The organism is Pseudomonas sp. S12(2018) (assembly GCF_024355235.1).
In the GTDB taxonomy this organism is placed as follows: domain Bacteria; phylum Pseudomonadota; class Gammaproteobacteria; order Pseudomonadales; family Pseudomonadaceae; genus Aquipseudomonas; species Aquipseudomonas palmensis.
Genome location: NZ_QLAD01000002.1, coordinates 359538 through 383849, shown reverse-complemented (window position 1 = coordinate 383849; position 24312 = coordinate 359538). Strand labels below are relative to the sequence as shown.

20 protein-coding genes are annotated in these 24312 nt (G+C 65.0%); 6 read left to right on the top strand and 14 right to left on the bottom strand.

What is annotated here, in order from left to right:
- Positions 1 to 8 precede the first annotated feature (8 nt).
- From gcvH to arcD (DN388_RS05615), 7 genes are all read right to left on the bottom strand, one after another.
- Positions 9 to 392: a glycine cleavage system protein GcvH gene (gene gcvH / locus DN388_RS05645; protein WP_043862428.1), complete on the bottom strand. Its 384-nt coding sequence runs from the start codon at positions 390 to 392 to the stop codon at positions 9 to 11.
- 254 nt (positions 393 to 646) lie between these two features.
- On the bottom strand, positions 647 to 2164 hold the full coding sequence (locus DN388_RS05640) for a sigma-54-dependent transcriptional regulator (RefSeq protein ID WP_043862427.1): 1518 nt from the start codon (positions 2162 to 2164) through the stop codon (positions 647 to 649).
- A 139-nt stretch (positions 2165 to 2303) separates the two neighbouring features.
- Positions 2304 to 2663 carry a DUF5064 family protein gene (locus DN388_RS05635; RefSeq protein WP_043862426.1) on the bottom strand — a complete coding sequence of 120 codons (360 nt, stop codon included), beginning with the start codon at positions 2661 to 2663 and terminating at the stop codon, positions 2304 to 2306.
- Between the two features lie 54 nt (positions 2664 to 2717).
- Positions 2718 to 3647, bottom strand: a complete 930-nt coding sequence (arcC, locus tag DN388_RS05630; protein WP_043862425.1) for a carbamate kinase — start codon at positions 3645 to 3647, stop codon at positions 2718 to 2720.
- 52 nt (positions 3648 to 3699) lie between these two features.
- Positions 3700 to 4710 (bottom strand): ornithine carbamoyltransferase, encoded by a 1011-nt coding sequence (locus tag DN388_RS05625; protein ID WP_043862424.1) that lies wholly within the window; start codon positions 4708 to 4710, stop codon positions 3700 to 3702.
- A gap of 82 nt (positions 4711 to 4792) precedes the next feature.
- Positions 4793 to 6049 carry an arginine deiminase gene (gene arcA, locus DN388_RS05620; RefSeq protein WP_043862423.1) on the bottom strand — a complete coding sequence of 419 codons (1257 nt, stop codon included), beginning with the start codon at positions 6047 to 6049 and terminating at the stop codon, positions 4793 to 4795.
- 33 nt (positions 6050 to 6082) lie between these two features.
- Positions 6083 to 7510 (bottom strand): arginine-ornithine antiporter, encoded by a 1428-nt coding sequence (arcD, locus tag DN388_RS05615; protein ID WP_054915088.1) that lies wholly within the window; start codon positions 7508 to 7510, stop codon positions 6083 to 6085.
- Between the two features lie 441 nt (positions 7511 to 7951).
- Between arcD (DN388_RS05615) and arcD (DN388_RS05610) the strand changes: the two genes are divergently transcribed.
- On the top strand, positions 7952 to 9379 hold the full coding sequence (arcD, locus tag DN388_RS05610) for an arginine-ornithine antiporter (protein ID WP_054915087.1): 1428 nt from the start codon (positions 7952 to 7954) through the stop codon (positions 9377 to 9379).
- Positions 9380 to 9473: 94 nt separating this feature from the next.
- Here arcD (DN388_RS05610) and DN388_RS05605 read toward each other — a convergent pair whose 3' ends face one another.
- From DN388_RS05605 to gap, 7 genes are all read right to left on the bottom strand, one after another.
- Entirely contained in the window at positions 9474 to 10832 is a 1359-nt protein-coding gene (locus tag DN388_RS05605; protein ID WP_254997435.1) for a CoA transferase, read from the bottom strand.
- A gap of 35 nt (positions 10833 to 10867) precedes the next feature.
- A complete protein-coding gene (locus DN388_RS05600; protein WP_254997433.1) occupies positions 10868 to 11281 on the bottom strand; it encodes a YbaN family protein in 414 nt (137 codons plus the stop codon).
- Positions 11282 to 11343: 62 nt separating this feature from the next.
- Positions 11344 to 11952: a biliverdin-producing heme oxygenase gene (locus tag DN388_RS05595; RefSeq protein ID WP_254997430.1), complete on the bottom strand. Its 609-nt coding sequence runs from the start codon at positions 11950 to 11952 to the stop codon at positions 11344 to 11346.
- Between the two features lie 141 nt (positions 11953 to 12093).
- On the bottom strand, positions 12094 to 14688 hold the full coding sequence (locus DN388_RS05590; protein WP_254997427.1) for a TonB-dependent receptor: 2595 nt from the start codon (positions 14686 to 14688) through the stop codon (positions 12094 to 12096).
- A 119-nt stretch (positions 14689 to 14807) separates the two neighbouring features.
- Complete coding sequence (locus tag DN388_RS05585; RefSeq protein WP_254997423.1) at positions 14808 to 15767, bottom strand: FecR domain-containing protein; 960 nt, start codon at positions 15765 to 15767, stop codon at positions 14808 to 14810.
- Positions 15768 to 15834: 67 nt separating this feature from the next.
- Positions 15835 to 16353, bottom strand: a complete 519-nt coding sequence (locus DN388_RS05580) for an RNA polymerase sigma factor (RefSeq protein ID WP_043860382.1) — start codon at positions 16351 to 16353, stop codon at positions 15835 to 15837.
- A gap of 156 nt (positions 16354 to 16509) precedes the next feature.
- On the bottom strand, positions 16510 to 17511 hold the full coding sequence (gene gap / locus DN388_RS05575) for a type I glyceraldehyde-3-phosphate dehydrogenase (protein ID WP_054915083.1): 1002 nt from the start codon (positions 17509 to 17511) through the stop codon (positions 16510 to 16512).
- Positions 17512 to 17763: 252 nt separating this feature from the next.
- Here gap and edd point away from each other — a divergent pair, with 252 nt between their 5' ends.
- The 5 genes from edd to DN388_RS05550 all read left to right on the top strand — a co-directional run bounded on the left by edd (position 17764) and on the right by DN388_RS05550 (position 24231).
- Complete coding sequence (gene edd / locus DN388_RS05570; protein WP_043860384.1) at positions 17764 to 19590, top strand: phosphogluconate dehydratase; 1827 nt, start codon at positions 17764 to 17766, stop codon at positions 19588 to 19590.
- Positions 19587 to 20552: a glucokinase gene (locus tag DN388_RS05565; RefSeq protein ID WP_088514582.1), complete on the top strand. Its 966-nt coding sequence runs from the start codon at positions 19587 to 19589 to the stop codon at positions 20550 to 20552. Before edd ends, DN388_RS05565 begins: the two co-directional genes overlap by 4 nt.
- Before the next feature lie 88 nt (positions 20553 to 20640).
- On the top strand, positions 20641 to 21396 hold the full coding sequence (locus DN388_RS05560; protein ID WP_054915080.1) for a response regulator: 756 nt from the start codon (positions 20641 to 20643) through the stop codon (positions 21394 to 21396).
- Between the two features lie 43 nt (positions 21397 to 21439).
- Positions 21440 to 22858 carry an ATP-binding protein gene (locus DN388_RS05555; protein ID WP_078479989.1) on the top strand — a complete coding sequence of 473 codons (1419 nt, stop codon included), beginning with the start codon at positions 21440 to 21442 and terminating at the stop codon, positions 22856 to 22858.
- A gap of 110 nt (positions 22859 to 22968) precedes the next feature.
- Entirely contained in the window at positions 22969 to 24231 is a 1263-nt protein-coding gene (locus tag DN388_RS05550; RefSeq protein WP_054915078.1) for an ABC transporter substrate-binding protein, read from the top strand.
- The last annotated feature ends 81 nt before the right edge of the window (positions 24232 to 24312 follow it).

Below are 24312 nucleotides of genomic sequence, written 5' to 3'. Positions count from 1 at the left end.
TGATTTCCTCAGGCGTCGGCGTTGGCTTTGATCAGACGGTCGTAGGCGTCCTGGTCGAGCAGTTGCGCGACGGCGCCGGCATCGGCCGGGATGAAGCGGAAGAACCAGCCTTCGCCCAGCGGATCTTCGTTGACCAGCTCGGGGCTGTCCTGCAGCTGTTCGTTGACTGCCACCACTTCACCGGTCAGCGGCATGTACACGCCGCTGGCGGCTTTGACCGATTCGACGGTGGAGGCTTCGGCCCCGGCTTCGTAGGTTTGCAGTTCCGGCAGTTGCACGTAGACCACGTCACCCAATGCGTTCTGGGCAAAGGCGGTGATCCCGACCGTGACGCTGCCGTCGGCTTCGGCGCGCAGCCATTCGTGATCTTCGGTAAAACGCAACTCGCTCATGGGAACTCCTCAGGGGTGCGGTAGGGCTCACCATCAGGCCAGCCCGGAACTGACATCTCCTTAGCAAGTTCGTGGCCATTTATTAAAAATGCCTACAAATCAAATAGTTATGTATTTTTCAGCGGTGCTCGTTATGCAGGTCGTAGCGAAATCGCTACACCTGTCGAGTATTGAAAAAGCGCAGAGGGATCAAAACCTTGCATTACAGTGGCAAACGGGCGATGTAGCGAAATCGATACGGTGTATCGAATTCGCTACGGAAGGGTTTCCTTTCCGGGAATGCCATACTTGCGCAGCCGATGCGCGATAGCCGTGTGCGAAGTCTGCAAGCGACTGGCCAACTGGCGGGTGGAGGGGTAGGTGGCGTAGAGCTTTTCCAGCAGGCCACGCTCGAAGTTCTCCACGGCCTGCTCCAGGCTGGCCACTTCACCATCGCTTTGGCGCGCCACCGAGGTGCCGGCAATGTCCAGGTCACCAATATCCACCAGGCTGCTCTCGCAGATGGCCGCAGCGCGAAAGATCACGTTCTGCAACTGGCGCACGTTGCCCGGCCAGCGGTTGCCCAGCAACGCCGGGTAGGTGCCCGGCGCCAGCCGGCACAGCGGACGCTGGATCTGCGTGCAGGCCTGGCGCATGAAGGCACGCGCCAGCATCAGGATGTCCTGGCCACGCTCGCGCAGCGGCGGCACTTCCAGGTTGAGCACGTTCAGGCGGTAGAACAGGTCTTCGCGAAAACTGCCTTCGGCAACCATCTTTTCCAGGTCGCGGTGGGTGGCGCTGAGGATGCGCACGTTGACCTTGACCTCGCGATCACCGCCCACGCGGCGAAAGCTGCCATCGCTCAGAAACCGCAGCAGCTTGGCCTGAAGGTAAGGCGACATCTCGCCGATTTCATCGAGAAACACCGTGCCCTGGTTGGCCAGCTCCATCAGCCCCGGCTTGCCGCCGCGTTGCGCGCCGGTGAAGGCACCGGGGGCGTAGCCGAACAGCTCGCTCTCGGCCAGGTTCTCCGGCAGCGCCGCACAGTTCAGTGCCAGGAAGGGTGCGTTGTGGCGGCTGCTGATGGCGTGGCAGGCACGGGCTACAAGTTCCTTGCCGGTGCCGGTCTCGCCGTGGATCAGCAGCGGCGCATCCAGCGCCGCCACACGCAGGGCGCGGGCCTTGAGGGTACGGATGGGCGGCGAGTCGCCGAGCAGCGCGTCGAAGCCTTCGGCATGGTCGTGGTGCAGGGCCGACAGGCGTTCGCCGATGCGGTTGGCCTGGTACAGCGTCAGCAGGGCGCCGGCGTTGGTGATCGGGGTGGCGTCGAGCAGCAGGGTCTGGCCGTTGAGGGTGACTTCGCGCAGGGGCAGGTGGAAACCCTGTTCGATCAGCGCATCGAGCAGTTGCGGGTCGCCGAACAGCTCACCCACCGAGCGGCCCTCCGGGTCCTGGCCGCACAGGGCAATCAGCGCCGGGTTGGCCAGCAGCACATGGCCGGCGCTGTCCAGGGCCAGGACCGGGTCGCTCATGGCGGCGAGCAGGGCATCGAGCTGCAGGTGGCGGCGCTGTCCGGGGAGGATGTCGACCACTTTCACGCTTTGCACGCCGTGCACGTTGAACAGCGCGTCATGCAGCTCTTCGAGCACGTCGGGGCTCAGGGTCGGGGCGTCGATGTAGACGTTGGGCGGCACCATCTCCACGGCGTCCAGGTTGAGGTGGCGGGCACCGAGCAGGGCCAGCACTTCCTGGGTGATGCCGACGCGGTCGATGAAGCTGACGTGGATACGCATGGGGGGATGTTCTGGCTTGCCGGGATGGCAAGTATGCCTTGGCGGGCGCGGTGCGGTCGAATCGCGGGTCAAGCCCGCTCCCACAGGCGCAGGTGATTTTTGTGGGAGCGGGCTTGACCCGCGATGAGGTCGTGGTGGGCTAGCCCAGGTGCTCGGGCTTGACCGGGTCGCCCGATTTCACATCGAGCTGTGCGCGCACATCCTCGAACATCATGTCGTAGATCTTGTGCAGCGAGCTGATGCTGGCGGTTTTGGGCATGCCGTACTTCTGCGCGATGATCGAGGCCTGCCGCGCGAAGTCGAAGGCCTGGTCCTTGGGCATGAAGAAGGTTTCGTCCATCGGCTTGTCCTCGATGGTGCCATGCATGCGAAAACTCATGCCTTTGCCTTCCTTGGGATCCTGCTCAACCTTGTAGTCGATGCACAGGTTGTAGCTGTAATCGGCCTTGTTCAGCGCATGGCGCTCGATGTGCAGATGACCGGGTTCGAATATGGCCATGGCGGCTCCTCTGGAAGGTTGAAACGGGCGGACCTGCAGATCCGCCCAACTGCATCAACGGTAGTCGATACCAGGCTTGGACGTACTCACCCGAGTGCCGGCAGTGCCCTTGACGATGTCTTCGATATCGGCCAGCGAGCCGATAACCGCTACTTTGCCGGTGTGCCGGGCAAAGTCGCAAGCGGCCTGCACCTTCGGCCCCATGGAGCCTGCGGCAAAGCCCAGGCGCTCCAGTTCGTCCGGGTGGGCCTGGGCGATGGCTTTCTGGGTCGGCTTGTTGAAGTCGACATACGCCGCGTTCACGTCCGTGGCAATCACCAGCAGGTCGGCGTCCAGCTGTTCGGCCAGCAGCGACGAGCACAGGTCCTTGTCGATCACCGCCTCGATGCCCTGCAGCTTGCCGTTCTCACCATACATGGTGGGGATGCCGCCACCCCCGGCACAGATCACGATACTGCTCTTTTCCAGCAGCCACTTGATCGGGCGGATCTCGAAGATGCGCTTGGGTTTGGGGCTGGCCACCACGCGGCGGAACTTGTCGCCGTCGGCCTTGACCACCCAGCCTTTTTCCTTGGCCAGGCGCTCGGCTTCTTCCTTGCCGTAGACCGGGCCGATGAACTTGGTCGGGTCCTTGAAGGCAGGGTCGTTGGCGTCCACTTCCACCTGGGTCAGCAGGGTGGCGAAGGGCACCTCGAAGTCCAGCAGGTTGCCCAGCTCCTGTTCGATGATGTAGCCGATCATGCCTTCGGTTTCGGCACCGAGCACGTCCAGCGGGTAGGCTTCGTCGGGTTTGTAGGATTGCGCCTGGAGCGACAGCAGGCCGACCTGCGGGCCGTTGCCATGGGCGATGACCAGTTCGTTGCCGGGGTGGATCTTGGCGATCTGTTCGGCGGCGATACGGATGTTGGCGCGCTGATTGTCGGCGGTCAGGGGCTCGCCGCGGCGCAGCAGGGCGTTGCCGCCCAATGCAACAACGATACGCATGATGATGTCCTTTCTAGGGTGCAGGAGCCGGCAGCGCCGGCTCCCGGCGGGGTTACAGGTCGGCCAGGGTCGACACCAGGATCGCCTTGATCGTGTGCATGCGGTTTTCCGCCTGCTCGAAGGCGATGCAGGCCGGCGACTCGAACACGTCATCGGTCACTTCGATGCCGTTGGCCAGGTGCGGGTACTGCTCGGCGATCTGCTTGCCGACCTTGGTGTCGGAGTTGTGGAACGCCGGCAGGCAGTGCATGAACTTGGTGCGTGGGTTGCCGGTGGCCTTCATCAGCTCGGCGTTGACCTGGTATGGCAGCAGTTGCTTGATGCGTTCGCCCCAGGCTTCGACCGGCTCGCCCATCGATACCCACACGTCGGTGTGGATGAAGTCCACGCCCTTGACCGCAGCTTTCGGGTCTTCGGTGAGGGTGATGCGGGCACCGCTTTCCTCTGCGTACTGTTTGCAGCGTGCCACCAGGTCGTCATGCGGCCACAGGGCCTTGGGCGCACAGATACGCACGTCCATGCCCAGCTTGGAGCCGACCAGCAGCAGCGAGTTGCCCATGTTGTTGCGCGCATCGCCCAGGTAGGCGTAGCTGATGTCGTGGATCGGCTTGTCGGCATGCTCGCGCATGGTCAGCACGTCGGCAATCATCTGGGTGGGGTGGTATTCGTCGGTGAGGCCGTTGAACACCGGTACGCCGGCGAACTTGGCCAGTTCCTCGACCACTTCCTGCTTGAAGCCACGGTACTCGATGGCATCGTACATGCGCCCGAGCACGCGGGCGGTGTCCTTCATGCTCTCCTTGTGGCCGATCTGCGAGGAGTTGGGGTCGATGTAGGTGACGTTGGCGCCCTGGTCATAGGCGGCCACTTCGAAGGCGCAACGGGTGCGGGTCGAGGTCTTCTCGAAAATCAGCGCAATGTTGTTGCCCTTGAGGTGCTGCTGCTCGGTGCCGGTGTATTTGGCACGCTTGAGGTCACGGGACAGGTCCAGCAGGTAGCGCAGCTCGCGCGGGGTGTGGTGTTCCAGGCTCAGCAGGCTGCGGTTGTGGATGTTGAACGCCATGATGTTGCTCCTGTTCTTTTAGAACGCAAAGGGCTGATCGGCCCGGCCGGCGCCTTGTGGGCGCGGCCGGACGATGGTCGTTTTAGTAGTCGATTGGGTCGCGCACGATCGGGCAGGTCATGCAGTGGCCGCCCCCACGTCCGCGGCCCAGTTCGCCGGCACTGATGGTGATGACCTCGACACCGGCCTTGCGCAGCAGGGTGTTGGTGTAGGTGTTGCGGTCGTAGCCGATGACCACGCCCGGCTCCACGGCCACCACGTTGTTGCCGTCGTCCCACTGCTCGCGTTCGGCGGCGAAGCTGTTGCCACCGGTTTCAACCACGCGCAGCTTGGGCAGCTTGAGGGCCTTGGCCACCACATCGAGGAAGCTGGCTTCTTCGCGGCGGATGTCGATGCCGCCCTGCTTGCTTTCGTCGGGTTGCAGGGTGAAGGCGACGATCTGGTTCACCACTTCGGGGAAGATCGTGACCAGGTCGCGGTCGCAGAAGCTGAACACGGTGTCCAGGTGCATCGCAGCGCGGGACTTCGGCAGCCCGGCCACGATCACGCGTTCCACGGCCTTGTTCTTGAACAGGTTCAGCGCCAGTTGGCCGATGGCCTGACGCGACGTGCGTTCGCCCATGCCGATCAGTACCACGCCGTTGCCGATAGGCATCACGTCGCCGCCTTCGAGGGTGGAGTTGCCGTGGTCCTTGTCCGGGTCGCCGTACCAGATTTCGAAATCGGCATTGGTGAACTGCGGGTGGAACTTGTAGATGGCGGTGGTCAGCAGGGTCTCCTGGCGACGCGCCGGCCAGTACATCGGGTTCAGCGTCACGCCGCCGTAGATCCAGCAGGTGGTGTCGCGGGTGAACTGGGTGTTGGGCAGCGGCGGCAGGATGAAGCTGGAGTGGCCCAGGAAGTCGCGGAACATCTGGATGGTCTTGCCACCGAAGCTGTCGGGCAGGTCATCGGCCGAGACGCCGCCGATCAGGTACTCGGCGATGTGTCGCGGCTCCAGGCTGCGCAGCCAGGATTTCACTTCGTTGATCAGGCCCAGGCCCACCGAGTCGGCGGTGACCTTGCGCTCCAGAATCCAGTCCAGTGCTTCGGGCATCGCGACGATGTCGGTCAGCAGGTTGTGCATTTCCAGCACTTCGATGCCGCGCTCGCGCATCTTGGTCACGAAGTCGAAGTGGTCGCGCTTGGCCTGGGCGACCCAGAGTACGTCGTCGAACAGCAGTTCGTCGCAGTTGTTCGGGGTCAGGCGCTGGTGAGCCAGGCCTGGGGAGCAAACCATCACTTTGCGCAGTTTGCCGGCTTCGGAATGTACGCCGTACTTAGCTTTTTCCGTGGACATGGTTCATTTCCTCCAAGTTGCGAATACGGGGGGTTACAGAGTCAGGAAGCCGTCGTACAGGCCATAGGCCGCCACTAGGGCGCCGATGACTACGGCGGCGAAGATCAGCTTCTCCACGTTGGTAAAGATCGGTTGGCCCACCTCGCGCTTGGCCTTGGCGAACAGCACCACGCCAGGGGCATACAGCAGGGCCGAGAGCAGCAGGTACTTGACGCCACCGGCGTACAGCAGCCAGATGGCATAGAGCAGTGCGATACCGCCGATGATCAGGTCTTTCTTGCGTTCGGCCAGGGCCTGTTCATAGGTTTCGCTGCGCAGTGCCAGCAGGAACGCATAGGCCGCCGACCACAGGTAGGGCACCAGGATCATCGAGGTGGCGAGGTAGATCAGCGACAGGTAGGTACTGGCCGAGAACAGCGTGATGACCAGGAAGATCTGCACCATGGCATTGGTCAGCCACAGGGCGTTGGCCGGCACGTGGTTGGCGTTCTCGCGGCGCAGGAACTCCGGCATGGTGTGGTCCTTGGCTGCGGCGAACATGATCTCGGCGCACAGCAGTACCCACGACAGCAGGGCCCCCAGCAGCGAGACGATCAGGCCGACGCTGATCAGCACCGCGCCCCAGTGACCGACCACGTGCTCCAGCACTGCGGCCATCGACGGGTTCTGCAGCTTGGCCAGTTCCGGTTGGGTCATGATGCCCAGCGACAGCACGTTCACCAGTACCAGGAACAGCAGCACGGTGATGAAGCCGATCACGGTGGCCTTGCCCACGTCGGAGCGTTTTTCGGCACGGGCCGAGAAGATGCTGGCGCCCTCGATGCCGATGAACACCCACACGGTGACCAGCATCATGTTGCGCACCTGGTTCATCACGCTGCCCAGGTCCGGGTTCATCGTGCCCCAGATGTCGGCGGTGAAGATGTCCAGCTTGAACGCGAACAGGGCAATCAGGATGAACAGCGCCAGTGGCACGACCTTGGCCACGGTGGTGACCAGGTTGATGAACGCTGCTTCCTTGATGCCGCGCAGCACCAGAAAGTGCACTGCCCACAGCAGGATCGAGGCACCGATGATCGCCGCCGGGGTGTTGCCTTCGCCGAAGATCGGGAAGAAGTAGCCCAGGGTGCTGAACAGCAGCACGAAGTAGCCCACGTTGCCCAGCCAGGCACTGATCCAGTAGCCCCAGGCGGACGAAAAGCCCATGTAGTCGCCAAAACCGGCCTTGGCGTAGGCGTATACGCCGCCGTCCAGGTCAGGTTTGCGATTGGCCAGGGTCTGGAACACGAAGGCCAGGGTCAGCATGCCGATGGCGGTGATGCCCCAGCCGATCAGCACGGCGCCGACATCGGCGCTGGCGGCCATGTTCTGCGGCAGCGAGAAGATGCCGCCGCCGATCATGGAACCCACTACAAGTGCGACTAACGCACCCAGTCGTAGTTTTCCGGGAGTGTCTGACATTGGATAACTCCATTCCAGGAGAAGAGAGATGCCAGAATAAATCCAGCAAGCGTGACGAGAGCTGATTCAGGTCAGTTCATTGATACATTCCATTGTTGTTGAAGGACTTGAAGCGCTGCAGCCGGCGCCTCGCCGACACCCCGCAAGCCTTGTGCAATGGCACCTCCAGCCTTTTTCTAGAGCATTCGCTCTGAATGGCTGCGAGATTTGAAGCTAGTCGCTTTTACGGGTTTAGCAAATTTTTGACGAGAAAAGATCTTGTTTGCTTGATGAAGTAGATGGGGTACGCAAAACTCACTGTTTAGTTCGCCTCGGCATAGACGTACTAGTTATGAAGGTTATAGTTTTGAAGACAATCCACTATAAACGTCAGGGCTGTGCTTATATTTAGGCCTAGTGTGTAACAGCGCCATGACAACGCGGGACGAAAAGGGGAACTGCATGTCCGAACCAGGACAGAAACTGCGCTTGGGTGCGCTCGTCGCGCTGGTGGTGGGCTCGATGATCGGTGGCGGTATCTTCTCGCTGCCGCAGAACATGGCCGCGCGGGCCGACGTCGGCGCCGTGCTGATCGGCTGGGGCATCACCGCCGTGGGCATGCTGGCGCTGGCGTTCGTGTTCCAGACCCTGGCCAATCGCAAGCCCGAGCTCGATTCGGGTGTATATGCCTATGCCAAGGCCGGGTTTGGCGAGTACATGGGCTTTTCGTCGGCCTGGGGTTACTGGATCAGCGCCTGGCTGGGCAACGTGGGCTACTTCGTGCTGCTGTTCAGCACCCTGGGCTTCTACTTTCCGGTGTTCGGGGAGGGCAACACGCCGATCGCCATCGCCTGCGCTTCGCTATTGCTGTGGGCAGTGCACTTTCTGGTACTGCGCGGCATCAAGGAGGCGGCGTTCATCAACCTGGTGACCACCGTGGCCAAGGTGGTGCCGCTGGTGATGTTCATCGTGATCGCGGCGGTGGCGTTTCGCGCCGATATCTTCACTCGCGACATCTGGGGGCTGAGCAACCCCAAGTTCGGCGGGGTGCTGGACCAGGTGCGCAACATGATGCTGGTGACCGTGTTCGTGTTCATCGGCATCGAGGGCGCCAGCGTGTATTCGGCCCGTGCCGAAAGGCGTTCGGACGTGGGCAAGGCCACGGTGATCGGCTTTCTCGGGGTGCTGGCGCTGCTGGTGCTGGTCAACGTGCTGTCGCTGGGGGTGATGACCCAGCCGGAGCTTGCCGGCTTGCAGAACCCGTCGCTGGCCTCGGTGATGGAGCATATCGTCGGGCCCTGGGGCGGGCTGCTGATCAGCCTGGGGCTGGCGGTGTCGCTGCTGGGGGCGCTGCTGTCGTGGGCGTTGCTGTGTGCCGAGATCCTGTTCGCCACCGCCCGCGACAAGACCATGCCGCGGTTTCTGACCCGCGAGAATGCCAACCATGTGCCGGTCAATGCGCTGTGGATGACCAACTGCATGATCCAGCTGTTCCTGCTGATCACGCTGTTCTCTGCGGGCACCTACACCAGCCTGATCTACCTGGCGTCATCGATGATCCTGGTGCCGTACCTGTGGTCGGCGGCCTATGCGTTTTTGCTGGCACTGCGCGGGGAAACCTATGAGCGCCACCCCGGGGCGCGGCGCAAGGACCTGCTGGTGGCCGGGGTGGCGCTGGTGTATGCGATCTGGCTGCTTTACGCCGGGGGGCTGAAGTACCTGCTGCTGTCGGCGCTGTTGTACGCGCCGGGGGTGATCCTGTTCTACCGCGCCAAGCACGAGCAGGGGCAGCCGCTGTTCACCGGGTGGGAGAAACTGATTTTCGCGGCGGTGCTGGTGGGGGCGGGGGTGGCGGCGTATGCGTTGTATGCGGGGTGGTTGACGCTTTAGAGCGGTGTCGAGGCGTTCGCCGGCAAGGCCGGCTCCTACAGGTTGGTGCGACCTTCTGTAGGAGCCGGCCTTGCCGGCGAAGAGCCTCTGGCGGTCACCAGCGAGGCTCGGCCGACCCCAGCTCGCAAGCCCCCCGCGCCCATGCCAGCGGCGCGCCTTGCACCTGCAACGGCGCCTGCAGGCGCCTGGCCGGCCCCCATGGCGTCTGCTCCACGGCCGGGGCCAGGTCTGCCTCGGTTTCGCCGGCCAACGGCAAGTCCTCGATCACCGTGCCCTGGTCCACCAGCAGCTTGGCCGTGCGCGCCAGCGACAGACGCGCCGAGCCGCCACAGCCGCTGCGCAGCCGCTCATCCAGTGCACGGATCGCGGCAGCCGCCATCAGGTAGCCGGTGGCATGGTCCAGGGCCTGCACCGGCAACGGCACCGGCCGCTCGCCCTGACGCCAGCGCATGCCCTCGCGAGCGATCCCGCTGCTCATCTGCACCAGGCTGTCGAAGCCGCGACGATGCTGCCACGGGCCGCTCCAGCCATAGGCATTGAGGCTGACATCGATCAGCCCGGGGTTGAGCCTGCGCCGTTGTTCGGCGCCATAGCCGAGGCGCTCCAGCGCGTCGGCGCGGTAGCCGTGCAGGAGGATATCGGCACCTGCCAGCAGGCCTTCGAACACGGCGCGGTCCTCTGCAGCATGCAGGTCCAGGCGCGCGCAGCGCTTGCCCAAGGTCACCTCGGCCACCACCGAGGGCTCCTCCCAGCCCGGCGGATCGATGCGCAACACGTCGGCACCGAACCCCGCCAGCAGGCGGCTGGCAACGGGCCCGGCAAGAATGCGCGTCAGGTCCAGCACGCGTACCCCCTTGAGCGGCTGCGCCGCGGTGCCGGTCCAGCCCTTGAGTTCGCCAGCCGGCCCAGCCTTGCGATCGATCAGCGGCTCGGCATTGACCGCCATGCCCTGCGGGTGCGCCGACCATTGCTGCCAGCTGCGCATCTGCGCGGCACATCCGCCCGCAGCCACCACGGCAGTTTCCAGCGCCTCTGCCTCCCACTCGACAACCCGCCGGGCCATCTGATCGCGGTCTTGTACCGCTCCCAGCACCCGTTCGGCAGCGGCGCGGTGATGCGCGGCATTGGTGTGCAGGCGGATCCAGCCATCGCGGGTCGGGTAATCGCCTGCCACGGCGTCCCACAGCGGCGGCAGGCTCCAGCCCTGGGGGCGAATGCTGGTGGCGAACCACAGGGAGCTCAGACGTCGGTCCACCTGCACCCCGGGGCGCGTGCCGGTCTGGCCGGCGAGCAGGTCGGCGATGGCCAGGCCCGTGGCGGCAATGCTGGCACTGGCCAGTTCGGTGACTTCGAAGGTCGATGGCAGGGCTCCTGCAGTGTGCAGGTGCAGGTGCTCAAGCGCATCCTGGGCTAGCCCCAGGGCGCTGACGATGCTGTTGAGAACATGACTCATGGTTGGCCCTCCCGTTGGTGGGCCATTGCAGACCATCAGGGCTGGTTGGTCAAATGCGGGGCGGCAGGCACGCGCTCGGGGCGCGACCAGATCCACAGGTTGCCCAGGGCCATGCCGCCGATGGCGAGCCCTACCGGCCAGCGCAGGCCGATGAACACCAGCATCAGGCAGGCGCACAGCAGCATGCTGAGCGTGGCGCTGACCTTGGCCCGGCGCTGAATCACCTTGCCGTTGCGCCAGTTGTGCAGGATCGGCCCGAACAACCGGTGGTTTTCCAGCCAGGCGCTCAGGCGCGGCGAGCTGCGCGTGGCAGCCCAGGCCGCGAGCAGGATGAACTCGGTGGTCGGCAGGCCGGGGATCACGATGGCCACCAGGCCGATGCCCAGGCTTACATAGGCAAGCAGGCCGAACAGCACGCGGGACAGCTTGGAGGTGGATGGGCGGGTCATGGGGTCCATTGACTGCACAGGTGAGGGCCGGCTGCCAACGCGGCTGGCCGGCCCGGCACGCATCAGGCCAGCTCGGCCTTGGGCGCGGTGGCGTAGGCGTGTTTGAGCAACTCGGTAAAACGTTCGAACGCAGCCACGGCGCCTTGTTCAGCGGCCGCTTCTTCTTCGGCGCTGAGCTCCAGACCGTCGAGGATGCGGGTGAACTGCTTCCAGCCCTCGGCGCGACCGCCGGCCGGCTCGCCCAGGTGACGGGCACCGAAGCTGTCCGACAGGCCCAGGCCGACGGCGCGCTTGATCAGGAACGCGGCGCCGAGTTTGGAGCCTTCGGAGACGAATATCCAGCCCATGGCGGCGCCCAGGCTCGGGTTGTGCACGGCGCCGGGGAAGGCGGCCGGTACTGCGGTGTCGAGGTCGGCGAGGTCGAGGCGGGCCTGTGCGGCGCGGCAGCGCTCGGCCAGGTCGGGCACGATGGCGATCAGTTGCGGGTCGTTGTACAGCGCCTGGAGTTCGGACTGGAACAGGTACTGGGCGACCACGAAACGGGCGAAGCTTTCGCGGGTGTCGAAGGGGGCATGGGACTTGACCAGCGCATCGAGCTCGCTGTGCGGCGCATGGGTGAGCTGGTTGAGGCGCTGCGAGCGCAGGGCAGGGCGTTCGGCGGTTGCGGTCATGGGGCATCCTTGGGAAATGGTGAGCGGGTGACTAGACGTTAGTAACTAGACGAATGAGGGGCGTGGAAATAGTAAAAAAGGTTGCGGGCCATTCGCCGGCAGGCCAGCTCCCTGTGGGAGCCGGCCTTGCCGGCGTAGCGTCTAGATATCCCACACCAGGTTGATGGCGAAGTTGCGCCCCGGCATGGTCAGGCGGTCCATGTTGGCCGGCTGGGTCACCGATGCCTCGCCGACACCGTCGTAGGCACGAACGTCATCCCACTGCCAGTATTTCTTGTCGGCCAGGTTGTAGATGCCTGCGTTGATCGTCACGTCGTTGCTCACCTTGTAGAAGCCGCTCAGGTCCAGAACGCCGTAGCCGGGGGTACGGAAGTGGCTGCTGGCACCATCGGGCGCCTTGAACTGGTTGTCGTCGACACGGGTCTTGCGCTTGACCAGTGTCCAGCTCAGCAGGCCGCCGTAGTTTTCCTGATCAACGCCCAGGCCAACCACGCCGGTCAGCGGGTTGATGCTGTTGAGCGGCTCGCCGGTGTCGTTGTTGCGCCCGTAGGTGTAGGCCACCGAGCCCTGGGTGTACAGGCCCTGCGGTGCACCGAAGTGGTCCAGGTTCAGGCGGCCCTTGAATTCGGCGCCCTTGATGGTGGCGTGCTTGATGTTCTCGGCACGGAAGTCCATCGCGTCCTTGCCGTTGACCAGGGCGTCTTCGTTGATGAAGTCGCGGTACTTGTTGTAGAACACCGCGACGGCGAAGTTGCCCGCGTCGAAGTTGCCGCGCAGGCCGGTCTCGTAGCCCTTGCTCTTCTCCGGCTCCAGGTCGGGGTTGGGCTCGACCACGTAGTTGCCGGCCAGGTTCTCGAAGCGCCCGTACAGTGCCTTGGCCGTCGGGGTGCGGAAGCCCTCGGCGTACTGGCCGTACCAGGTGTAGTTGTCGTTGAAGGCATAGGTCACGCCGAACTTGGGCGACACGCGGTGCCAGTTCTTCTGCTTGTCGTTGACGGTGGTGGTCGGCCCGGTAGGCAGGGTGGCCAGGAACTCGTCGGTCAGGTGCGGCTTGAGCTGGGTGTAGTCATAGCGCGCACCCGGCAGGAAGGTCCAGTCGTTCCAGCGGATCTCGTCCTGCGCGAACAGGCTGTAGGTATTGATGGTCGGGTCCGGGAAGTCGCTGACCTTGACCTGGGCGTCGCGCGGGCTGGCATCGCCGATGGCGCCGCAAGTGCCCCCGGCATTCAGGCAGGTGGCGGTGCCGCTGCGCGACCCGGTGACCTTCTGCTGCTTGAGTGTGGTGCCGTAGGTCAGCAGGTGCTCGGTGCTGCCCAGGGTGAAGGCCTTGTCGAACTGGGCGTCGAGTATCCATTGGCGGTCCTGGTAGAGTGTCTTGCGATCGCGCGCCACTTCGCGCCCACCGGCCACATACAGCTCGTCAGTGCGCTGATCGGTCTTGCCGACCTGATAGTTCAGGCTCCACTTCATGTTGTCGGCCAGCAGGCTGTCCAGGGCAAGCTCATGGTTGAGGCCGAAACGCTCGCGGCTGACGGTGTCGTTGCCGCTGCGTGCGCGATAGGAATTCATCGCGGGAAAACCTGGAATGAACGGCCCGCCAACGGCGCTCAGCACGTTGGTATCGCGATCATCCTTGTAGCGCTCGTAGGTCAGGCCCAGCCGCGCGTCGTCCGCGTAGTTCCAGCCCAGCTTGGCCAGCACGTTGGTGGTGCGCGCATCCTGCGGGTTGGCCTCGGTGCGCGCCAGGCCATCGCCGCTGTGGCTGCCGTAGGACTCGGTCTCGTGGCCGTTGCGCTGGCTCAGGTGCAGCAGGCCGTCGAAGTCGCCCTCGCGCCCGGCCACGGTGGCCGAGGTCAGCCAGCTCTCGTCGGCCGAGCTGTAGCCGGCCTTGAGGCGTGCGCCCACGTCCTTGCCCGGCTTGATGATGTCGTCCGGGTCGAGGGTGAAGTAGCTGACCGCGCCGCCGATGGCGTTGCTGCCGTACAGCACCGACGCCGGGCCGCGCAGGATCTCCACGCGCTTGACGATCTCGGGGTCGACGTAGTTGCGCTGGGTCTGGGCGTAGGGGCCGTAGAAGTAGCTGTCGGGGATCGACACGCCATCGATCTGGGTCAGTACGCGCTCGCCATCGATGCCGCGGATGTTGTAGCCGTTGAGGCCGCTGCGCTGGCCGACGCCGCTGACCGATACGCCTGGCTCGTAGCGCACCAGGTCCTTGATGGTGTTGACGTTGCTGCGGTCCAGCTGCTCGCGGGTCTGCACGCTCACCGTGCTTGGCACCTGGTTCACGTCCTGCGCGGTACGGGTGGCGCTGACGGTCACCTGCTGCAGGGTGATGGCGTTGGAGGCGGCGCGCTCGATCACCACATTGCCGGCACTGAGCTTGCGGTAGTTCAGCTGGGTGCCGGCGAGCATCTGGCGCAGGGCCTGCTCGGGCGGCATCGAGCCGCGTACGCCTGGCGAGGCGACACCTTCGGCCAGCTCGGCGGACAACCCCACCTGCCAGCCGGTGACGGCGGTAAACGCGTTGAGCGCCGACACCAGCGGCTGCTGGGCAATGGCGAAGCGGTAGTCACCCATGCGCGGGTTGGCTGCCTGGGCGGGCTCGGCGGCCAGCGCCGGCAGGCTGCAGACGCCGCCGGCCAGCATGGCCAGGGTCAGCAGCGACAGCGTGCAACGTTGCAGGCCCGCTGTGCGGGTGGAGACGGTAGACCGGCGAGTGAAACCTCTGGACATCGAAAGCGCTCCCTGTCGCGCGAATGTTATAGGTGCGGCCGATTCAAAAATAAGAATCAGTTGCATTGGCTATAACGAGACGTGTGACCACGGGGCATCGCGTAAAAAAAGATTCCGACTCAGTTCAGAATCACCAGTGCCGGGTACTCCTGCAGGCGTGCGGAGGTGATGTGGGCCAGCGATCGCACCGCTTCGAGGGGTTGGTCGAGGCGGTAGTTGCCGGTGACGGCGACGTTCTGCAGGCGCTCGCTGGTGTTGATGATCCAGCCCGGGTAATAGCGCCCCAGCTCGGCCAGCACCTGGCTCAGGGGGCAGTTCTCGAACACCAGCCGGCCTTCGATCCAGGCCAGGTCCTTTTGCCCGTCCAGGCGCTCGCGCTGGCCGAAGCCATTGGGGCCGAGGCTGATGCTGTCGCCGGCCGACAGGCGGATGCGCTGGTCGCTGTTGCCCAGCAGGTCGACGTCGCCGCGCTGCACCCGCACCTGTGCCTGGCCGTCGAGGTAGCGCACGGCGAAATCGGTGTCGCGCACGCTGGCGCGCAACGGCCCGGCGCGCAGCTCGAAGGGCTGCTGCCCGCCGGGGACCTGGAAGTAGGCTTCGCCCTGGTACAGCCGGGCGATGCGCTGGCGGTCGTTGATGTTGCTGGAGAACGCCGAATTGGTATTGAGCAGTACCTTGGAGCCGTCCTGCAGTTCCAGGCGCTGGCGCTCGCCGACCACGGTCAGGTGATCGGCCTGCAGGCGCATGGGCAGGTTGCCGACCGTGAACACACCCACCAGCAGCACCGCGGCGGTGGCCAGCGGCTTCCAGTGCGGGCGCAGGCGGGCCAGGCGTGAGGGGCGCTGGCGTTGCTGCAGCTGCAGCGCGGCGGCGCGCACGCTGTCGCCGTGCCACAGGGCTTCGGCCTGCACGTAGGCCGGGGCATTGGCCGGGTCGGCCTCGAGCCAGGCCTCGAAGGCCCGGGTGTCTTCGGGCGTGGCGCATTGCAGGCGTATCAGCCAGTCCAGCGCCTGGTCCATGGCGCTGTCGCAGGCAGCCGGGTCTGGCGGCGCAGGGCGGTCAGGGGCACTGTCGGTCACGGAGGGTCCTTGGCATGCTTGTGTATCAGGTAATGATCAAGTGTATCGGCATGTGAGGCAAGCAGGCTCAATCGCGATTGAGACGATCGGCTACGCCTACACAGATGGCCATGATCAGTTTCAGTTCCTTCTGAACCGTGCTGGCGGACACCTTCAGTTGTTCGGCGATTTCCAGATAGCTGGCGCCGTGCAATCGGCTGAGGATGAAGATGCGCTGCTGGCGGGCGCTGAGCTCGCCCAGCGAGGTGCTCAGGCGGCGCAGCAACTGCTCCGCGTGGGTGGCGTCCTCGGCGCTGCCGTGGCTGGCGGCCACGTTGTGCAGCACCGCCTCGGGCACATCGTCGAGCAGGGTGCGGGCTTGCACGCGGCGGGCGCGCAGGTGGTCCAGGGCGAGGTTGCGGGCGGTCTGGAACACGAAGGGTTCGAGGTGCTCGATGGGGCGTTCGCCCAGGGCGCGGGTGACGCGCAGGTAGGTTTCCTGAAGCAGGTCTTCGGCGGTGCTGGGGTTGTCGACCATGCGCTGCAGGGTGCGTAGCAGGGTGACCCGCTGGGCGAGGAAGACGGCGTTGAAGTGGGACTGACTCACAGCGATACCTGACCGGGATTTCAGCGAATGATAATGCTTATCATCAATGCTGTTGGTCAAGGGGGAAAAGCAGCGGCAAGCTTTCAGCGCCAGGCGGCAGGAGGAAAAGCAGGCTTACCCCCTGCCTGCCTGCCGCCTGAAGCTTGCGGGTTGAGACTATTGCGCCTCCCATAGCGCCAGGCAGTTGTCCAGCATGCGGTTGGAAAAGCCCCATTCGTTGTCGTACCAGGCCATCACCTTGAGCATCTTGCCGGCAACCTTGGTGTGATTGGCGTCGAAGATCGACGAAAGCGGGTTGTGGTTGAAGTCGCACGACACCAGCGGCAGGGTGTTGTAACCGAGGATCTTCGAGTGCTGGCTGGCCTCTTTCATCAGCGCATTGACCTCTTCCACGCTGGCCTCGCGTGTCACGTTCAGGGTCAGGTCCACCAGCGAAACGTTGATCACCGGCACCCGCACCGCCATGCCGGTCAGCTTGCCGGCCAGTTCCGGCAACACCAGGCCCACGGCCTCGGCTGCGCCGGTCTTGCTCGGGATCATCGACTGGGTGGCCGCCCGCGCCCGGTACGGGTCGCTGTGGTACACGTCGGTCAGGCTCTGGTCGTTGGTGTAGGCATGGATGGTGGTCATCAGGCCCTGTTCGATGCCCAGTTCGCGGTGCAGTACCTGCGCCACCGGCGCCAGGCAGTTGGTGGTGCACGAAGCACTGGAGATGATCTGGTGCGAGGGGCGCAGGATGTCGTGGTTGACCCCGTACACAACTGTTGCGTCCACGCCCTTGCCAGGGGCCGAGATGATGACTTTGCGTGCCCCGGCAGTAAGATGGGCCGCGGCCCGGGTGCGCTCGGTGAACAGGCCCGTGCATTCGAACACCACGTCCACACCCAGCGCCTGCCACGGCAGCTCGGCGGGGTTGCGAATCGCGCTGACGGCAATTCGGTCGCCGTTGACCGTGATGCTCTCGCCATCGCTGTGAACCTGTGCATCGAATGCCCCGTGCACGCTGTCGTACTTGAGCAGGTGCGCATTGATCGAGCTGTCGCCCAGGTCGTTGATGGCGACGACCTGCAGGTCCTGACGGTAGCCTTGGGTATACAGTGCGCGAAGAATGTTGCGGCCGATGCGGCCAAAACCATTGATTGCGATACGTAATGTCATGGAGCTACCTCTGGCAGACTGTCTGAGCCCCGGAAAGAGCCTGAATCTGATTTTGTTGTTGGAATTACAAGATTATTCGTAAAAAAATAGAAAACAAGCCTTTTTGCTGGCAGTATTTTGTTCAATCTACAACGAGTGACCGGCCAAGCCGTTACCCACCGACATTCGCGCCCCTGCCTTGAGCCTAGGTCGCAATCGTTTGTAAGGGAAACCGCCGCAGAGGTTGCTGCCCCTTAGCCTGGAGTCCAGTACATGCATCCGCGCATTCTTGAGGTCACCGAACGGCTGATCGCCCGTAGCCGTCCTACCCGCGAGCGCTACCTTCAGTTGATTCGCGGGGCGGCCAGCGACGGCCCGATGCGCGCCAAGCTGCAATGCGCCAACTTCGCCCATGGCGTGGCCGGCTGCGGCAGCGACGACAAGCACAGCCTGCGCATGATGAACGCGGCCAACGTCGCCATCGTCTCGGCCTACAACGACATGCTCTCGGCGCACCAGCCCTACGAGCACTTCCCCCAGCAGATCAAGCAGGCGCTGCGCGAAATCGGCTCGGTGGGCCAGTTTGCCGGCGGGGTGCCGGCCATGTGCGACGGCGTCACCCAGGGTGAACCGGGCATGGAGCTGGGCATCGCCAGCCGTGAAGTGATCGCCATGTCCACCGCGATTGCGCTGTCGCACAACATGTTCGACGCGGCGCTGCTGCTGGGTATCTGCGACAAGATCGTGCCGGGCCTGTTGATGGGGGCGCTGCGCTTTGGCCATCTACCCCAGCTGTTCGTGCCGGGCGGGCCGATGCCCTCGGGTATCTCCAACAAGGAAAAGGCCGACGTGCGCCAGCGCTACGCCGAGGGCAAGGCCAGTCGCGAAGAGCTGCTGGAGTCGGAAATGAAGTCCTACCACAGCCCCGGCACCTGCACCTTCTACGGCACGGCCAATACCAACCAGTTGCTGATGGAAGTGATGGGCCTGCACCTGCCCGGTGCCTCGTTCGTCAACCCGTACACGCCGCTGCGCGATGCGCTCACCGTCGAGGCCGCGCAGCAGGTCACGCGCCTGACCAGGGCCAGTGGCAACTTCATGCCGCTGGGCGAGATCGTCGACGAGAAGTCGCTGGTCAACTCCATCGTCGCGCTGCACGCCACCGGCGGCTCCACCAACCATACCCTGCACATGCCGGCGATTGCCCAGGCGGCCGGCATCCAGCTGACCTGGCAGGACATGGCCGACCTGTCCGAGGTGGTGCCAACGCTGTCGCACGTGTACCCCAACGGCAAGGCCGACATCAACCACTTCCAGGCGGCGGGCGGCATGGCCTTCCTGATCCGCGAGCTGCTCGATGCCGGGTTGCTGCACGAAGACGTGAACACCGTGGCCGGCCCCGGCCTGCGCCGTTATACCCAGGAGCCGTTCCTGGACAACGGCAGGCTGGTGTGGCGCGAAGGCCCCGAGGCCAGCCTTGACGAAAGCATCCTGCGTCCGGTGGCCAACCCGTTCTCCGCCGAGGGCGGCCTGCGGGTGATGCAAGGCAACCTTGGCCGTGGGGTGATGAAGGTGTCTGCGGTGGCGGCCGAGCACCAGGTGGTCGAAGCCCCGGCGCGGGTGTTCCACGATCAGCAGGAACTGGCCGATGCGTTCAAGGCCGGCGAGCTGGAGCGCGATTTCGTCGCCGTGGTGCGCTTCCAGGGCCCGCGCTGCAACGGCATGCCCGAACTGCACAAGATGACCCCGTTCCTGGGTGTGCTGCAGGACCGCGGCTTCAAGGTCGCGTTGGTGACCGACGGGCGCATGTCGGGGGCTTCGGGCAAGATTCCGGCGGCCATTCATGTGTGCCCGGAAGCGTTCGATGGCGGCCCGCTGGCGCGGGTGCGCGATGGCGACATCGTGCGCGTGGACGGCGTGGCCGGCACCTTGCAGGTGCGCGTCGAGCCGGCCGAACTGGCCGCTCGCGAGCTGCCGGCAGCGCCGCTGGGCAATGACCTGGGCTGCGGGCGCGAGCTGTTCGGCTTCCTGCGCGTGGCGCTGAGCTCGGCCGAGCAGGGCGCCAGCGCCTTCACCTCGGCCCTGGAGAACTTCAAATGAAGGTCGCACTGGTCGGTGATATAGGCGGCACCAATGCCCGCTTTGCGTTGTGGCGCGACAACGCGCTGCACGCGGTGCAGGTGTTCCCCACGGCTGACTACACCAGCCCCGAGCAGGCCATCGGCGTGTACCTGGCCGCGCAGGGCCTGGCCAAGGGCGAGGTGGCGGCGGTGTGCCTGGCGGTGGCCGGGCCGGTCAGCGGCGATGAATTTCGTTTCACCAACAGCCATTGGCGCCTGAGCCGCAAGGCATTCTGCGCCAACCTGCAGGTCGAGCACCTGCTGCTGATCAACGACTTCACCGCCATGGCACTGGGCATGACCCGCCTGCAGCCGGATGAAGTGCGCAATGTGTGCGCCGGCACCCCGGACACCACCCGTCCGGCGGTGGTGATCGGGCCGGGTACCGGCCTGGGTGTCGGGACCTTGCTTGGCCTGGGCGAGCAGCGCTGGCTGGCACTGCCGGGTGAGGGCGGGCATGTCGACCTGCCGGTGGGCAGTGCGCGCGAGGCGGCGATTCGCCAGGCGATCGCGCTGGACACCGGCCACGTCAGCGCCGAAACCGTGCTCAGCGGCGGCGGGCTGCTGCGCCTGTACCACGCCATCTGTGCACTGGACGGGCATGCCCCCACGCTGGGCACGCCGGCCCAGATCACCGATGCGGCGTTGCACGACGACCCGGTGGCGCTGGAGGTGATCGAGCAGTTCTGCCGCTTTCTGGGGCGGGTGGCCGGCAACAATGTGCTGACCCTGGGCGGGCGTGGCGGGGTGTTCATCGTGGGCGGGGTGATTCCGCGCTTTGCCGAGCTGTTCCTGCGCAGCGGCTTTGCCGCGAGTTTTGCCGACAAGGGCTGCATGAGCGCCTACCTTGAAGGGGTGCCGGTGTGGCTGGTGACGGCGGAGTATTCCGGGTTGGAAGGGGCGGGAGTGGCGTTGCAGCAGGCACTGGCCCAGCACGCCTGAGTTGGAGTGACTGGCCGGTCCCTGTCGGGGGTCAAGCCCGCTCCCACCAGGTTCGATGCCGTACCTGTGGGAGCGGGCTTGACCCGCGATGGGGCCGCCAAGGAATGCACTGACAAGGACAACAACCGTGACCAAGTCGATTCTGCTGGTCGATGACGACCAGGACATCCGTGAACTGCTGCAGGCCTACCTGAGCAAATGCGGCTTCCAGGTGCAGGCCCAGGCCGATGGCCAGGGTTTTCGCCAGGCCCTGGACACACACGGCGCCGACCTGGTGATCCTCGACGTGATGCTGCCCGACGAAGACGGTTTCAGCCTGTGCCGCTGGGTGCGACAGCACCCGCGTCAGGCCCGTGTGCCGATCATCATGCTCACCGCCAGTTCCGACGAAACCGATCGCGTCATCGGCCTGGAACTGGGCGCCGACGATTACCTGGGCAAACCCTTCAGCCCCCGCGAGCTGCAAGCCCGCATCAAGGCCCTGCTGCGCCGCGCCGGCTTCATGCATGAACGCCCCGGCGGTGACGTGCTGACCTTCGACGAGTGGCGCCTGGATACGGTCAGCCACCGCCTGTTCCACCGCGACGGCGAAGAGGTGATCCTGTCTGGCGCCGATTTCGCCCTGCTCAAGCTGTTCCTCGACCACCCGCAACAGATCCTCGACCGCGACACCATCGGCAATGCCACCCGTGGTCGCGAGCCGATGCCGCTGGACCGTATCGTCGACATGGCGGTCAGCCGCCTGCGCCAGCGTCTGCGCGATACCGAAAAACCTCCGCGACTGATCCGCACCGTACGCGGCAGCGGCTACCTGCTGGCGGCCAGTGTTGCGCCCGCGCACTGAGCGGCGCTGGCGCCTGCCGCTGCCACGCTCGCTGCTGGGGCGCATGCTGCTGCTGACCCTGCTGGTGGTGACGGCGGCCCAGGGGTTGTCCAGCGTGATCTGGGTGTCGCAGTTGCGTGCCAGCCAGCTCGAAGGGCTGCTGGCCAGCGCGCGCAGCCTGGCGCATTCGATGACCGCCAGTGTCAGTTACTTTCGTTCGCTGCCGCTGGCCTACCGGCCGCTGGTGCTGGACCAGCTGCGCAGCATGGGGGGCACGCGCTTCGTGGTGTCGCTCAACGACCGGCCGCTGGACATGCAGGTGCTGCCGGTGACCCCGCGCAAGCAGGCGGTGATCGAGGCGTTCGAGCAGGTACTGCACGAGCGCCTGGGCGAGCAGATGGAAATCTCGGTGGAGTTCGTCGGCCCCGAGCAACTGCGTCTGTTCAACAGCGGGCTCAAGCTCGATGAACTGCCGCGCTCCTGGGCGCACTACTCGCTGACCCTGGAGCCGGTCAACCCGCCGGTGCTGGTGACCCAGATCCGCCTGGGCGAGGGTGAATGGCTGTACATCGCCTCGCTGCTGCCCGAGCCCTACACCAGTCTCGAGGCCGAGGGCCTGCCGCGCCAGCAGGTGGGGTTCATCGCACTGACCAGTTTCTTTCTGCTGCTGTTCATCGGCCTGCTGGTGCATTGGCAGACCCGTCCGCTCAAGCGCCTGGCACGCGCGGCGCGGGAGCTGTCGCTGGGCGCCGACGCGCCGCCGGAGGTAGAGGGCGGCGGCAGCGAAGTGGTGGAGGTGGGGCGCGCCTTCAATGCCATGCGCGAACGCATCAGCCGCTACCTGACCGAGCGCAGCCAACTGTTCAGCGCGATCTCCCACGACCTGCGCACGCCGATCACGCGCCTGCGCCTGCGCGTCGAGCTGCTGGAGGATGAACAGCTGCAACACAAGTTCGGCCGTGACCTGGACGAGCTGGAGCTGCTGGTCAAGGGCGCCCTGCAGTGCGTGAAGGACACCGACATCCACGAGAACATCGAACCCATCGACCTCAACCAGGTGCTCGACTGCCTGGTGGAACCCTACCTGGCCAGTGCGCGCGTCACCGTGCAGGGCAGGGCGCTGGCGGCGTATCCGGGCAAGCCGCTGGCGCTCAAGCGCTGCATCGGCAACCTGATCGACAACGCGCTCAAGTACGGCGAGCGTGCGCACCTGCGCATCATCGACAGTGCCACCGGCTTCGTGCTGCAGGTGGACGACGAGGGCCCCGGCGTGCCGGAGCAGCGTCAGGAACAGGTGTTCGAGCCACATGTGCGCCTGGCCGGCCAGCAGCAGGGCTACGGGCTGGGGCTGGGCATCGCGCGCAACATCGCCCACAGCCACGGCGGCGAGGTGAGCCTGCGCAACCTGCGCGAAGGCGGCCTGCGGGTCACCCTGAGCCTGCCGCGCAGTGCGGGCCAGCGGGTGAATGTCACAGGTCGGTGACATTCGCGCATCCCTTCGTTACTTCTGCCGCCCCAGGGGGTGGCTAGACTTCGATTCACGCGCAAGCAGCATGACTTGCACCGGCATAACAACAAGAAAGGTTTCCCTTGATGAATGCGATCAATCGCCTCGCCGCCGTTGTTTCCCTTGCTTCCCTGTTGCCATTGAGCGCCCTGGCTGCCGAACCCGGCACGGTCGAGGTGACCCACTGGTGGACGTCCGGTGGCGAGAAGGCGGCCGTGGACACGCTGCGCAAGCAGATCGAACAGGACGGCTTTGTGTGGAAGGACAACGCCGTGGCCGGGGGCGGCGGCGCGGCCGCCATGACCGTGCTCAAGAGCCGCGCGGTGGCCGGCAACCCGCCAGCCGCTGCCCAGGTCAAGGGCCCGGACATCCAGGACTGGGGCGCGCTGGGCCTGCTGACCAACCTGGACGATGTGGCCAAGGCCAACGACTGGGACGCGCTGCTGCCCAGAAAGGTTGCCGACATCATGAAGTACGACGGTCATTACGTGGCCGTGCCGGTGAACATCCATCGGGTCAACTGGCTGTGGATCAACCCGCAGGTGTTCGCCAAGGCCGGGGCCAAGGTGCCGACCACCCTGGACGAACTGTTCGCCGCCGCCGACAAGCTCAAGGCTGCCGGCTTCGTGCCCCTGGCCCACGGCGGCCAGCCGTGGCAGGACAGTACCGTGTTCGAGGACGTGGTGCTGAGCATTCTCGGGCCCAAGGGCTACCACGCCGCCTTTGTCGAGCTGGATGAAAAGACCCTGACCGGTGCGCAGATGATCGAGGCGTTCAGCACCTTGCAGCGCCTGGGCACCTACATGGACCCCAACCGTGCCGGGCGTGACTGGAACGTTGCGGCCGCCGAGGTCATCAACGGCAAGGCCGGCATGCAGATCATGGGCGACTGGGCCAAGAGCGAATGGACCGCTGCGGGCAAGATCGCCGGCAAGGACTACGAGTGCGTGGCGTTTCCCGGTACCCAGGGCAGCTTTGCCTACAACATCGACTCGCTGGTGATGTTCAGGCTCAAGGACGAGAACGACATCAAGGCCCAGAACGACCTGGCCAAGGTGGCGCTGGAGCCGGCGTTCCAGACCGTGTTCAACCAGAACAAGGGGTCGCTGCCGGTACGCCAGGACATGGACATGGGCCCGTTCGATGCCTGCACGCAAAAGTCCGCTGCGGACTTCAAGGCGGCCGAGCAGGGCGATGGCCTGCAACCGAGCATGGCGCACAACATGGCCACCAGCCTGGCGGTGCAGGGCGCCATCTTCGATGTGGTGACCAACTTCCTCAACGACCCGAAGGCCGACCCGGCCAAGGCGGTCAAGCAGCTGGATTCGGCGATCAAGTCGGCTAAATGATCCGCTGAATCTTTCGGGCCTCATCGCGGGTCAAGCCCGCTCCCACAGGTACTGCGATGACTTTGTGGGAGCGGGCTTGAC